The organism is Paenibacillus pinistramenti (genome assembly GCF_005869875.1).
Classification (GTDB): Bacteria; Bacillota; Bacilli; order Paenibacillales; family Paenibacillaceae; genus Fontibacillus; species Fontibacillus pinistramenti.
Genome location: NZ_VAWG01000010.1, coordinates 1 through 12672 on the forward strand (window position 1 = coordinate 1; position 12672 = coordinate 12672).

The following is a 12672-nucleotide window of genomic DNA, read 5'->3' on the forward strand; positions in this document are numbered from 1 at the left end:
GCCCCCCTCAAGATGAGATTTCCCAATTAGTAAGACCCCTTGAAGACGACGAGGTAGATAGGCTGGAGGTGGAAGTGCAGCAATGCATGGAGCTGACCAGTACTAATCGGTCGAGGGCTTATCCAAAGATACCCCAAAAAGTGACGCGTGGCTTCGAAGGTAATTCCGATTACTTTTCGGGGACCCCGGGAAACCCATTAGGGGCTAATTCGAAAATATTGTTTCGTATCCAGTTTTCAAGGATCAACCTTGAATGCGCGCTTTTGGAGAGATACCCAAGTGGCTATAAGGGGACCCTCTGCTAAGGGGTTAGACTGCGTAAGTGGTGCGAGGGTTCGAATCCCTCTCTCTCCGCCATTGTACAAGCATTCAGGTAAGTTCTTAATATGGCGGTGTAGCTCAGCTGGCTAGAGCGTACGGTTCATACCCGTGAGGTCGGGGGTTCGATCCCCTCCGCCGCTACCAATTTAATTAAGTATATGGAGGCTTAGCTCAGCTGGGAGAGCATCTGCCTTACAAGCAGAGGGTCGGGGGTTCGATCCCCTCAGCCTCCACCATATACGCCGGTGTAGCTCAACTGGTAGAGCAACTGACTTGTAATCAGTAGGTTGGGGGTTCAAGTCCTCTCGCCGGCACCATTAAAATATTGCGGAACCGTGGTGTAGAGGCCTAACATGCCTGCCTGTCACGCAGGAGACCGCGGGTTCGAATCCCGTCGGTTCCGCCATCTTTTAAGAAATGTATAGTTCCACAGCAAAGTGGGAAGGATACAAACTCCACCACTTTATTTTTTTGACTAAATATGGCTCGGTAGCTCAGTCGGTAGAGCAGAGGACTGAAAATCCTCGTGTCGGCGGTTCGATTCCGTCCCGAGCCACCATTTTTACAATTGAATATGCCGTTGTAGCTCAACTGGTAGAGCAACTGACTTGTAATCAGTAGGTTGGGGGTTCAAGTCCTCTCGACGGCACCACTTATGGAGGATTAGCGAAGTGGCCAAACGCATCAGACTGTAAATCTGCTCCCTTACGGGTTCGGTGGTTCGAATCCATCATCCTCCACCAGTTTTATGAGCCATTAGCTCAGTTGGTAGAGCACCTGACTTTTAATCAGGGTGTCGAAGGTTCGAGTCCTTCATGGCTCATCCGCTGTACAAAAGACCGTTAACTTTATGTTGACGGTCTTTTGTTTTTGTCTTTTGTTTTTTCATGTGGACTTTTGTGTATTTCGGAAAGAGGTACTTGGCTTGCTCCTGTGATACAATAATTTTTATAGCTACATTTATTTAATGAAGCGGCTAAATGATTAATTTGGCTTGGGAGAGATTCCATTATGAACATGATTGATTTGAGGCATAGAATAGAACGAATTGTTGGGGTATCCGTCACTGAAAATACGATTGACTGGAGCAGATGGCAGGAGCTGGCTGGTAATAATAACCGGCAGATTGGAACTTCAGTTATCGTTGATGGAGTACGCTGCTGGCCATGGTCTTACAGTGAGGAGTATGTAAATGTTTGGGAGATTGAGACGGGTGGGCTTCAGGACTCAGAGAGCGAACTGATCGAGCTGCTGCTGCAAACGGCAGCCAATCAAGTACGGCCTGCAGCCTCTGATAAAGATAATGAGGAAGCGGCTCTGCTTGAACTTGGGGCTTGGCTGAGAGGCCAGTTAAATGCAGAGACGCCAGAAGAGGTGATCCCTGAACACCTTATCATTAAAAAACGATTGGCTGCAGCCTGCGTGCCTTTTCTGCTTAGCAGCGAGAACCGGACAAAGCCGCAGATTCAGTATCAGAAGCTGAATAAGCTGCTAAAGAGTTATTTTGGTGCAGAATTGCTGCTGATTCCTGTTGAGGAGCATGAATGGCTCATTTTGGTGGGAGAGAATCAGTTAGAGGATCTGAGACAGGTTAGCGAAGAAAGCAGTGAAGCTGAAAGAACAATGCTCGGCGATCTGGGCCAAGGCGTATACGAGCTGATCGCAAACGAGTGGGTTGGTAATTTTCATATCTCGGTAGCGCAGCCTCTAATTCCCGAGCGGACTCTGACGGAGGTAACACAGCTGCTTCGGGAAACCTTGACCCTGGGGAAAATGTTCAGGGTATCCGAGCATATCCACCTCCCCTGGAATTTCTATTTGGAGAGGCTGGTTTACAGCATTCCGGATAAGCAGCGGAAGCAGTTTGTGGCGCGTACAGAGATCGGAATGACTATTTTTAATGATCCGGAGACGCTGTCGACTCTGGAGACTTTTTTTCAGCTGGACTGTAATGTCAGTGAGACGGCTAAACGTCTTTATATCCACCGGAATACGCTTTTGTACCGGATGGACAAGATTAAACAGGAGACCGGATTGGACGTAAGAAGCTTTAAGGATGCGGTTCTAGTGAAGCTGACGTTATTATTGTATAAAGTCACGAAAAGAAAATAGGTTTTTTGTGCAGTTTGTGTATGGCAGACAGATGCTTAATGGGTTAATATAAACATGTGAAATGTATACGATTTCAAAATCATTTTTATTATAACTTGAAAATTAATATTTAGGGGGAATTACGATGGCTGGTGTACGTTTAGAGCACATTTACAAGAAATATGCAGGTTCCGACAAAGCAACGGTTAAAGACGTCAACCTTGATATTGCCGATAAAGAGTTTCTGGTACTGGTAGGCCCTTCCGGCTGCGGTAAATCTACAACTCTGCGGATGATCGCCGGTTTGGAAGAAATCAGCGAAGGCAAGCTGTATATTGGCGACCGTGTCGTGAACGACGTTGCTCCTAAAGACCGCGACATCGCGATGGTATTCCAATCTTACGCCTTGTACCCTCACATGAACGTATATCAAAACATGGCATTTGGCTTGAAGCTGCGCAAAACGAAGAAGGAAGAAATCGACCAACGCGTTCGCGAAGCAGCGAAAATTCTTGATATCGAGCATTTGCTGGAACGCAAACCTAAAGCCCTGTCCGGTGGTCAGCGTCAACGTGTAGCCTTGGGCCGTGCGATCGTTCGTAACCCGCAAGTGTTCCTGATGGACGAACCATTGTCCAACTTGGATGCTAAACTGCGCGGTCAAATGCGTGCTGAGATCACTAAACTGGTTAAACGTTTGGAAACAACTTGTATCTACGTAACGCATGACCAGATCGAAGCCATGACCATGGGCGATCGGATCGTAGTTATGAAAGACGGTATTATTCAGCAAGCGGCTTCTCCAGAAGAGCTTTACAACCAGCCAACGAATATCTTCGTTGCAGGTTTCATCGGCTCTCCTACAATGAACTTTGTTAACGGTACTTTGTCCGATCAAGGCGGAGCAACTGTGTTTACAGCACCAGGCCTGAAGCTGGAAGTACCGCAAGGTAAAGCAAGCGTGCTGAAACAAGGCGGATACATCGGTAAAGAAGTCATTCTCGGTGTTCGTCCTGAAGATATTCATGAAGAGCCAGTGTTCATGGAAGCTTCTCCGAATACGATCTTTACAGGTCATGTAGATGTAACTGAAAACCTTGGCCACGAAGCGCTGTTGTACTTGAGCGGCGTAGGCAATGACTCTGTAATCGCCCGTGTAGACGGCCGTTCCACTACTCGCGAAGGCGACAACGTGAAATTGGCAATTGATATGAACAAAGTTCATCTCTTTGATAAAGACTCCGAACTGAACATTTTCTTCAGCTAATAAGAAGCGAAAGCTTTCTTGACTTGGATATCCAGCAGAAACCGCCCGAAGGGGCGGTTTTTTCTTTATAATGAGATTAGAAGAAGATGTGGCCTGTCGCCTGGTAATAATGAAAGCGTTAAGCATGTAATTGATTTAGGCTTCGTTTTCCATTAGGATGGGAGAAGGAATGTGTTGAAGTAAGCCCGAGTTATTGGGGATAAAGGAGAGCAGTTATGGCTAAAAAGGTTAAAGTATCGGAACTAGTTAACCAGTTTGGGCTTGAGGTTATATCAGGTGAGCAGGGGCTGAAGCGGACGATTAGCGTGGACGACTTGTACCGCCCTGGTTTGGAGATGGCGGGTTATTTCGAATATCATCCGCTTGAGCGGGTGCAAATTCTGGGGAAAACAGAGCTGGCCTTTTTCGGAATGCTTCCTGCCGCAGAGCGGAAAGAACGGATTGAGCGCTTATGCCAAAGCGAAGAGACACCTTGTATTATCGTAACCCGGGGATTGGACGTGCCGGAGGAGCTGATTGAGGCGAGCGCTAAAAGTGAGCTTCCCGTGCTGCGCAGCACCCTTGCGACTACGATTTTGTCCAGCCGGATTACCGGCTTCCTTGAAAGAAAGCTGGCTCCGACTGCGACGATCCACGGGGTATTGGTGGATGTATACGGTGTGGGGATGCTGATTACGGGCAGCAGCGGTATTGGTAAAAGTGAAACGGCGCTTGAGCTTGTCAAACGCGGGCACCGCTTGATCGCCGATGACGCGGTTGAAATCCGTCAAACCTCGGATAATCAGCTTCATGGTACGGCGCCTGAGCTTATCCGTCACCTGCTTGAAATCCGCGGGGTTGGCATTATCAACGTAATGACTCTGTTCGGGGCAGGGGCTATCCGCAACAATAAGCGGATTACGCTTGTCGTTCGCCTTGAGGCCTGGCAGCAGGAGAAGCAATATGACCGTTTGGGGCTCGATGAGGAAACCACGCGAATTATTGATACAGATGTACCGCTTGTTACGATTCCGGTTCGTCCGGGCCGGAACTTGGCCGTTATTATTGAGGTGGCGGCGATGAACTTCCGTCTGAAGCGGATGGGCTATAATGCGGCGCTTCAGTTTACAGCCAAGCTCACAGAGACGATCGCTGAAGATATCGACGAACTGGATTAGGAGTGTGATGAAGTGAAAACTTTGCTGCTAAACCCGATTGCTTTTTCGATCGGATCTTTGCAGGTCCACTGGTATGGACTGATTATAGGCGCGGGAGCTCTCATCGGGCTCCTGATGGCTATACAAGAAGGAAAACGCTTTGGTATTCCGCAGGACTTCTTTATGGATTTGCTGCTGCTCGGAGTGCCGTCGGCGCTCATTGCGGCGCGCATTTATTTTGTCGCGTTTATGTGGGATGACTACAAAAATAATCTGTGGGACGTCTTCAAGATCTGGAATGGCGGAATCGCGATATACGGCGCTTTAATAGGCGCCATTATATGTGCGTTCTTCTACGTCCGGTACAAGGGCTACAATTTCTGGAGAATTGTAGACATATGCGCCCCGTCCCTGATTGTCGGCCAGCTGATCGGCCGCTGGGGCAACTTTATGAACCAGGAGGCCTATGGCGGGCCGACGACGGAAACCTTTTTAAGAGATCATCTGCATCTTCCTTCCTTTATTGTGAATCAAATGAATGTGAACGATGTATATCATCATCCGACGTTCTTGTATGAATCACTGTGGAATTTGGTTGGCCTGATTCTGCTGCTGGTGCTGCGCAGACAGAAATTCCTGCGTGCAGGGGAATTGTTCTTAAGTTATTTTATCTGGTATTCGGTTGGACGGTTCTTTATCGAGGGGCTTCGGACAGACAGTCTGGCGTTCCAGGGCTCTGATGCGCTTGCATCGTTCGTAAACGGCTTGTGGAAACCGATGGAGTGGTTCGGATTTGAGCACGGGGCACTCGATCCGCTGTACGGAAATGTGCGGATTTCGCAGCTGCTTGCTCTGTTGTTCGTAGTAGTGGCGGCAGCGATCATTGTGTGGAGACGTAATCTGAGACCGAAGACGGCCCGTTACTCGGATCCGATTGTGTCAGCCAAGCAAAGCAAGCAGGATGCTTTTGTACAGGAGGCTTCTGCGCCGCGCAGCGATAACGCTTCGATTTCTTCGGCTGCGGCAGGAGCCGGGCAGGAAGGCCAGACAACAGAGATGGACAAGAAAGAGGTCTAGGACAGGAGCAGGATATGGAGAGAATAGAGACGATACTGTTTGATTTGGATGGAACGATTGTCAATACGAATGAACTGATTATCAGCTGCTTTCAGCATGTGATGGAGAAGCAGGGCCAGCCGGGATATGCAAGGGAGAGAATCATCCCGTTTATGGGCCAGACACTGGAGCAGCAGCTTCAGGCTTTTACAGGGGCTATGGATGTCGAGCTTATGGTAAAGGATTACCGGGCTTATCAGGCGATTCATCATGATGCGCTGATCCGGGAATTTCCCCATGTGGATGAAGTGCTGGGCAGGCTGCATCAGGAGGGCTTCACGCTTGGTGTGGTGACAACGAAGATTAAAGCTTCGACGGACCGGGTGCTGGATATGTTCGGTTTAAAAAAATACATGTCCACCATCGTTACCCTGGAAGACGTTGAGCATCCGAAGCCGCACCCTCAGCCTGTCCTGACGGCGGTTGAACGGCTCGGCGCCAATCCGGAGACGACGCTGATGGTGGGAGACAGTCCGGCAGATATCCAGTCCTCGCTGGCTGCAGGGGTGAAGGCTGTTGGCGTGGCCTGGTCGCTGAAAGGCAAGGAGAAGCTTGGGGAATACGGTCCGCATTATATTTTGGAAGACATGCGCGATCTTTATCAACTTCTTGGAATGGAGTAGGAGGCCTAGTGAGGAAGCTGGAGCGGTATCCGGTAGAAGGGCCCAATTCGCTTTGGCAGATTTACCGGACGGTCAGTCCGTGGAAAGGCATCCGGAACTTCATCTTTATTCAGCTTGCCCGGTACTGCCCGTTCCTTCCGGTTAAGAACTGGATCTACCGGCATGTGCTGGGGATGAAGATTGGGCGCCATACGGCGTTTGGGCTGATGGTGATGGTGGATGTATTTTTCCCGGAGAAGATTACAGTCGGCGACAACAGCATCATCGGCTACAACACGACCCTATTGGCTCATGAGTACCTGATCAAGGAGTACCGGCTTGGCGAGGTCAGGATCGGTAAAGAGGTGATGATCGGGGCCAACTCGACCATTCTTGCCGGGGTGACGATTGGGGACGGGGCGGTAGTCGCTGCCGGATCTGTGGTGCATACGGACGTTGCGCCCGGGGCATTTGTCGGCGGGAACCCGCTGCGGGTGATCCGGGAAGGGCAGAGGTAGAGGCTGATTGGGCTGGCCTGACTGATTCGGGCTGATTGGACGGAATGGCTGACAGTTAAATAACTGGAGAAAGACAAGCAGGAGCACAGCAGGGCATGACCCTTTGGTGCTCCTGTTCTATTTATTGTAAAATAGTGACATCACCTGCAGCTGCTGCCTCCTCTATCAGATCTTATTCTATAAAAAGATTGGAGAAGATGCCCTTGAACAAACTGGCCAACAAAGAAAGGCTGCCCGAGCTGGACCTCTTTCGGGCTTTCGCCATCCTCGGCGTGCTGCACGTGCACGCTACTTCTTATGCGGCCGGCGGACAAGCCGCCGATTCCCCTTTTTACTACTTCTTCAACCTGGTGAATATCTTCTTCAAGTTTGGTACGCCGTGTTTTATATTTTTGAGCAGCTTCGTGCTGTTCTACAATTATTTAGGCAGGCCGGCAGGCCGGGAGCTGGTTGCCCGCTTTTACAAGAAGAGGCTCCTCTATATCCTTGTTCCATATGCGGCCGCCTCAGTTTGTTATTACGACGTCGCCCATCTGTTCAGCGGTGAGCAGAGCTTCTTTAATACAGGCAACAGCTTAAGCGCTCATCTCGTCTGGTTTGCGGAGGATTTAGCCACGGGAACGGCTTATACGCATTTGTATTTTGTCTTTATCAATTTGCAGTTCTATGTGCTGTTTCCTTTGTTCCTGCTGCTGTTTCAGAGATTTCCGCGCCTGATCCGCTGGTCTCTGCCCGCCGGCTTTCTGATTCAGTGGGGATTTGCCTTGTGGAATAAATATGATCTTCAGCTGATGAACAAAGCGAGCTACGCACCGACCTATATGTCGTATTATTTGCTGGGGGCGTTTCTGGCCTATTATTTTGAGGATGTAAAAGGGTGGCTGACCCGTTCCTTTCGGCAGCAGAGCCGGGGCGGGAAGGCCATTACTCTAGCGCTATGGACCAGCTGGCTGGCAGCAGCCCTGGTTCATGTACAGCTGTACCATAACGGGCGTGCCTATGGAAAATGGGTAAACAGCCTGTGGTATGAGCTGCTTTGGAATGTACATACGTTCTTATCAGCTTTTGTGCTGCTGCAGGCGGCATTTTGGGTTTACCGCAGCTCGTCCAGGGCTGCAGTCTCCTTCCTCTCCAGGATTGGAGCGCTGTCCTTTGCCATTTATTTGCTGCATCCGGTGTTTCTGCTGATGTACAGAAGGCTCGAATCCCATTTCAATCCGGAATCTGTCCCTTATTTGCTCTGGATTTGGGCAGGTGTCCCGGTCAGTCTGTTTCTGGCCTGGGGCGCAGCGGCTTTTGTGTTCCGATGGGTGCCTGGGGCGTCCTTTCTGCTTGGAAGTAAACCTTCGGGCGGACAGGAGAAGGGCAAGCTCCGGGCTGGCGGGCAAGGCGGGAAATCAGCGGCGGTTTAAGCAGGCCTGACAGGAGAAGAGAAGGAGTCTGCTGTAAGATGAACAAGCTTCCGTACCGAATTGTCGGTGCCAAGCGTTTGTCCATGTGGAGTGAACAAAAACAAGCCGAGGAATTGACTGTTAATACCTGACATGTTAGGATATACAGTATCCTTTACTTTGCTACCACTTTACCATGGTAAAGATAAAGGAGACAGCTTTTTTACGATGAAACCTACTGGCGGGCAGCTTTGTCCGTATTTTTCTAAAAATAGACAGGACTACGATTACGATACTGCAATCGACGATGAGGTGACCGGACCATGAGCAAGCCGAAAAATTTTGAGAAGCCGGCGGGTGTACGCGATTATTTGCCCTTGGCCGTTTCAAGGCTGCGGAGAATCGAACGGCAGGTGCTGGACTGCATGGGCAGATGGGGCTACCAGCAGATCATGACGCCTACGCTTGAATACTACGATACGGTTGGAGTAGCCAGCTCCACCTCCGATCAAAAGCTGTATAAGCTGCTGAATAACCGGGGGCAGGCGCTTGTGCTGCGCTCCGAGATGACGGCGCCTGTTGCGCGGGTAGTTTCTTCCCTGCTGAAGGATGAGCCGCTGCCGCTCCGCTTGTCCTATCACGCCAATGTGTTCCGTGCTATTTCAGAGGAGGCGGGGCGCGATGCCGAGTTCTTTCAAACGGGTGTAGAGCTGGTTGGCGAGGCTTCGCCTGAGGCGGATGCAGAGGTGGTGGCGCTTGCCATCGCTTCTCTCCAGGCTGCCGGTGTTAAGTCCTTCAAAATTGCGATGGGGCATGTGGGCTTCCTCAACGGGCTCCTTCAGGAGGCGCTTCCCGATCGGCGGGAGGAACAGGAAGAGCTCAAGGGCTACCTGCTGGGCAGAGATCATGTCGGCTTCCGCGATGCACTGCAGAAAATGGCGCTGCCGCTGGAGCAGATGGAAGGCATGACAGGTCTGCTGCGTCTGCGCGGCGGCAAAGAAATCTGCTCCCAGGGAATGGAGCTCAGCAGGCACGAGCTGGCGCAAAGCTCGCTTCATCATCTCTGCAAGGTGTGGGAGGTGCTTGAGGACTACGGCGTCTCCGAGCATGTGCTGATTGACCTGACGATGATTGGCGACTTCACTTACTACACAGGCATGACCTTTGAAGGCTATGCAGCTGATTTGGGCTTCCCGGTATGCAGCGGAGGCCGGTATGACAATCTCTTGAAGGCGTTTGGACGGCCGGTGCCGGCAACAGGTTTTTCGCTGAAGACGAACCGGATTCTGGACATTGCGGGCGGAGCGGAGAAAGAGCAGACGGCCCTGCCGGTGCTTGTCCAATATGATTCTGCACGCCGGAAGGAAGGGCTGGCTGAGGCGCTTCGCCTCCGGGCCGCGGGCCATACGGTGATAACCCGGCTTGTGGATGAATCCGTTCAATGGGATGGGGACCTTCAGGCAGTCAATGAGGACTTGCTGCAAGGAAATACGTCCGGCCGAAGCGACGGAGTGAAATATGGAGAAATCTACTCTTTTGTTTCAAGCGGGAGCTTACAAGGCTGAAAAGAGTTGAACAGAATAGATACAGCATGAGTTGAATGGAGGAAATGACCGTGTCAGAACGATTAAGAGTAGCGATGCCAAAAGGACGGATCTACAATAAGGCGGCAGAGCTGCTGCGGGCAGCCGGACTGCCGGTTCCGCCGGAGGGCGAAGAGGGCCGGAAGCTGGTTATTCCGATTCCTGAGGCGAACATGGAGTTTATTCTCGCCAAGCCGGTGGATGTGCCGACTTACGTGGAATATGGTGCGGTAGATATCGGCATCGTCGGAAAGGATGTCCTGCTGGAGGAAGGCCGGGATGTTTATGAACTGCTGGACCTCGGCATTGCGCGCTGCCGCATGTCCGTTATCGGACTGCCGGGCTGGCAGCCGGGCATTCAGCAGCGGGTGGCGACTAAGTATCCGAATGTCGCTTCGCAATATTTTCGTGAGCAGGGTCAGCAGGTTGAAGTCATTAAGCTGAACGGCTCTATTGAGCTGGCTCCGCTGATCGGCCTGGCCGACCGGATCGTCGATATGGTTGAAACCGGCCAGACGCTGCGGGAGAACGGGCTGGTTGAGCAGGCACGCATCTTTGACATCACCAGCCGGCTGGTGGCCAATCGGGTAAGCTACCGGATGAAAAATAAAGAAATTCAGACGCTCTGCGATGCGCTGTATCAAGTGATTGGAGCGCCTGCCGCCAAGTAAAAGAGACGAGAGGGCCGCGGATAGCCGGCTGAGCTCACCAGCATGAGGGGGAATAACCATGAAAATCGTATCGAGCAGGGAGTTTAAGCTCCAGCGGGAGGTCGAATACGGTTCGCCGCAGCAGAATGCAGCGGTGAAGGAGATCGTGCAGCAGATCAAGCAGGAAGGAGACGCCGCACTGCTCCGCTTCACCGAACAGTTTGACCGGACCCGGCTGGAGGCCGGGCAGCTTCGGGTGACCCAAGCTGAGCTGGAGGAGGCCTACACCCAGGTAGAGCCTTCCTTTGTTAAGTCGATCAGAGCGGCTGCAGAGAAGATCCGGGCGTTTCACCAGAGACAGAAGCGGCAGTCCTGGATGGACCTGCAGCCTGACGGCAGTCTGCTGGGGCAGATTATCCGTCCGCTGAAGCGGGTGGGCGTGTATGTTCCGGGCGGCAAAGCTTCTTATCCTTCATCCGTGCTGATGAATGTAATTCCCGCGCAGGTAGCTGGCGTACCGGAAATCGTGATGGTGACGCCTCCGGCAACGGGCGGCAAGGAAGGCGTCGATCCTTATATTCTGGTGGCGGCGGCCGAAGCTGGCGTTCATGAGATCTACCGGGTTGGCGGGGCTCAAGCTATCGCGGCACTTGCTTACGGGACTGAGACCATTGCTCCGGTCGATAAAATCTGCGGGCCGGGCAATATCTATGTGGCCCTTGCCAAACGCGAGGTGTACGGCGCAGTCGATATTGACAGCATTGCAGGACCGAGCGAAATTGCGGTGCTGGCCGATGAACACGCGAACCCGGCTTATGTGGCGGCCGATCTGCTGTCCCAGGCGGAGCATGACGAGATGGCATCGGCCATTCTGGTCACGCCGTCGCGGGAGTTTGCAGAGCGCTGCGCGGCAGAGGTGGAGCGTCAGCTGGCCGAGCTGCCGCGCCGCGACATCGCGGGGGCTTCCATCCGCGACTATGGAGCTATTTTGCTGGTGGATTCGATTGAAGAGGGCATCCGCACGATTAACCGTCTTGCACCGGAGCATTTCGAGCTGCTGGTGGAGAACCCGATGAATTATTTGGGGCTGATCGAGAATGCGGGGGCGATTTTCCTCGGGCCGTACAGCTCGGAGCCGGTCGGCGACTATTTTGCAGGACCCAATCACATTATCCCGACAAACGGGACGGCGCGGTTCTCCTCACCGGTGGACGTGGACGATTTTATCAAGAAGTCGAGCTTGATTTACTATAGCAAGGAAGCGCTGTTCAGCGCAGCGGCAGACATTATGGAGCTGGCCCGCAAGGAAGGGCTGGAAGGACACGCCCGGGCGATTGAAATCCGGTTGAAAACAGAAGCAGCCGAAGGAGAGGGAGAGCAAGCATGACGATGGACGGAGCGAACCAGAATGCAAGAACAGCCGGCGTCAGCCGCAGAACGAACGAAACGGATATTCAGCTTCAGCTTGGCGTAGACGGAACAGGGCAGGCCGTTATTGAAACGGATGTGCCGTTCCTGAACCATATGCTGGATCTGTTCACCAAACATGGACATTTTGATCTGACGGTTAAAGCCAAGGGCGACGTGGAGATCGACGACCATCATACGGTGGAGGACATCGGGATTTGTCTGGGCCAGACTCTGCGTGAAGCGCTTGGCGATAAAAAGGGGATCAAACGCTACGCAAGCGTATTTGTACCGATGGATGAAGCGCTGGCGCAGGTGGTGATCGACATCAGCAACCGCCCGCATTTTGAATACCGGGCCGCATACCCTTCCGCAAGGGTAGGCACGTTTGATACGGAGCTGGTGCATGAGTTTCTGTGGAAGCTGGCGCTTGAAGCGCGCATTACGCTTCACGTCATCGTGCATTACGGCCAGAATACGCACCACATGATCGAGGCGGTGTTTAAGGCATTCGGCCGCGCCTTGGATGAGGCCACTTCCATTGATCCGCGCGTAACGGGGGTTCCTTCGACGAAAGGGGTGCTGTAAGC

At 52.1% G+C, this 12672-nt stretch carries 11 protein-coding genes, 9 tRNA genes and 1 rRNA gene; all 21 read left to right on the forward strand.

Features of this window, described 5'->3' with window-relative positions; all coding sequences use genetic code 11:
• Positions 1–126, forward strand: a 23S ribosomal RNA gene (locus tag FCN15_RS12480); the annotation flags it as partial.
• A 139-nt stretch (positions 127–265) separates the two neighbouring features.
• Positions 266–357 (forward strand) — tRNA-Ser (locus tag FCN15_RS12485).
• A gap of 31 nt (positions 358–388) precedes the next feature.
• Positions 389–465: transfer RNA gene (locus FCN15_RS12490), tRNA-Met, on the forward strand.
• Between the two features lie 16 nt (positions 466–481).
• Positions 482–557: transfer RNA gene (locus tag FCN15_RS12495), tRNA-Val, on the forward strand.
• A gap of 5 nt (positions 558–562) precedes the next feature.
• Positions 563–638, forward strand: a tRNA-Thr gene (locus tag FCN15_RS12500).
• Positions 639–650: 12 nt separating this feature from the next.
• Positions 651–727: transfer RNA gene (locus tag FCN15_RS12505), tRNA-Asp, on the forward strand.
• Between the two features lie 77 nt (positions 728–804).
• Positions 805–880: transfer RNA gene (locus FCN15_RS12510), tRNA-Phe, on the forward strand.
• Positions 881–897: 17 nt separating this feature from the next.
• A tRNA-Thr gene (locus FCN15_RS12515) sits at positions 898–973 on the forward strand.
• A 5-nt stretch (positions 974–978) separates the two neighbouring features.
• Positions 979–1064, forward strand: a tRNA-Tyr gene (locus FCN15_RS12520).
• 7 nt (positions 1065–1071) lie between these two features.
• Positions 1072–1144 (forward strand) — tRNA-Lys (locus tag FCN15_RS12525).
• 188 nt (positions 1145–1332) lie between these two features.
• Positions 1333–2433 (forward strand): PucR family transcriptional regulator, encoded by a 1101-nt coding sequence (locus tag FCN15_RS12530; RefSeq protein WP_138495336.1) that lies wholly within the window; start codon positions 1333–1335, stop codon positions 2431–2433.
• 124 nt (positions 2434–2557) lie between these two features.
• Positions 2558–3679: an ABC transporter ATP-binding protein gene (locus FCN15_RS12535; protein ID WP_138495337.1), complete on the forward strand. Its 1122-nt coding sequence runs from the start codon at positions 2558–2560 to the stop codon at positions 3677–3679.
• A gap of 215 nt (positions 3680–3894) precedes the next feature.
• The gene (gene hprK / locus FCN15_RS12540; protein WP_138495338.1) at positions 3895–4836 is read left to right on the forward strand and encodes an HPr(Ser) kinase/phosphatase; all 942 of its coding nucleotides are present in this window, start codon (positions 3895–3897) and stop codon (positions 4834–4836) included.
• Positions 4837–4848: 12 nt separating this feature from the next.
• On the forward strand, positions 4849–5892 hold the full coding sequence (lgt, locus tag FCN15_RS12545; protein ID WP_138495339.1) for a prolipoprotein diacylglyceryl transferase: 1044 nt from the start codon (positions 4849–4851) through the stop codon (positions 5890–5892).
• Between the two features lie 14 nt (positions 5893–5906).
• A complete protein-coding gene (gene ppaX, locus FCN15_RS12550) occupies positions 5907–6554 on the forward strand; it encodes a pyrophosphatase PpaX (protein ID WP_138495340.1) in 648 nt (215 codons plus the stop codon).
• Positions 6555–6562: 8 nt separating this feature from the next.
• Positions 6563–7051 carry an acyltransferase gene (locus FCN15_RS12555; protein WP_138495341.1) on the forward strand — a complete coding sequence of 163 codons (489 nt, stop codon included), beginning with the start codon at positions 6563–6565 and terminating at the stop codon, positions 7049–7051.
• A 197-nt stretch (positions 7052–7248) separates the two neighbouring features.
• Positions 7249–8463, forward strand: coding sequence for an acyltransferase (locus FCN15_RS12560; protein WP_238996677.1), 1215 nt, complete (start codon positions 7249–7251; stop codon positions 8461–8463).
• 302 nt (positions 8464–8765) lie between these two features.
• On the forward strand, positions 8766–10007 hold the full coding sequence (locus FCN15_RS12565) for an ATP phosphoribosyltransferase regulatory subunit (protein WP_138495343.1): 1242 nt from the start codon (positions 8766–8768) through the stop codon (positions 10005–10007).
• 50 nt (positions 10008–10057) lie between these two features.
• Positions 10058–10696, forward strand: coding sequence for an ATP phosphoribosyltransferase (gene hisG, locus FCN15_RS12570; RefSeq protein ID WP_138495344.1), 639 nt, complete (start codon positions 10058–10060; stop codon positions 10694–10696).
• 58 nt (positions 10697–10754) lie between these two features.
• Entirely contained in the window at positions 10755–12062 is a 1308-nt protein-coding gene (gene hisD / locus FCN15_RS12575; protein ID WP_138495345.1) for a histidinol dehydrogenase, read from the forward strand.
• Between the two features lie 2 nt (positions 12063–12064).
• Positions 12065–12670 carry an imidazoleglycerol-phosphate dehydratase HisB gene (gene hisB / locus FCN15_RS12580; protein WP_138495437.1) on the forward strand — a complete coding sequence of 202 codons (606 nt, stop codon included), beginning with the start codon at positions 12065–12067 and terminating at the stop codon, positions 12668–12670.
• Positions 12671–12672 lie beyond the last annotated feature (2 nt).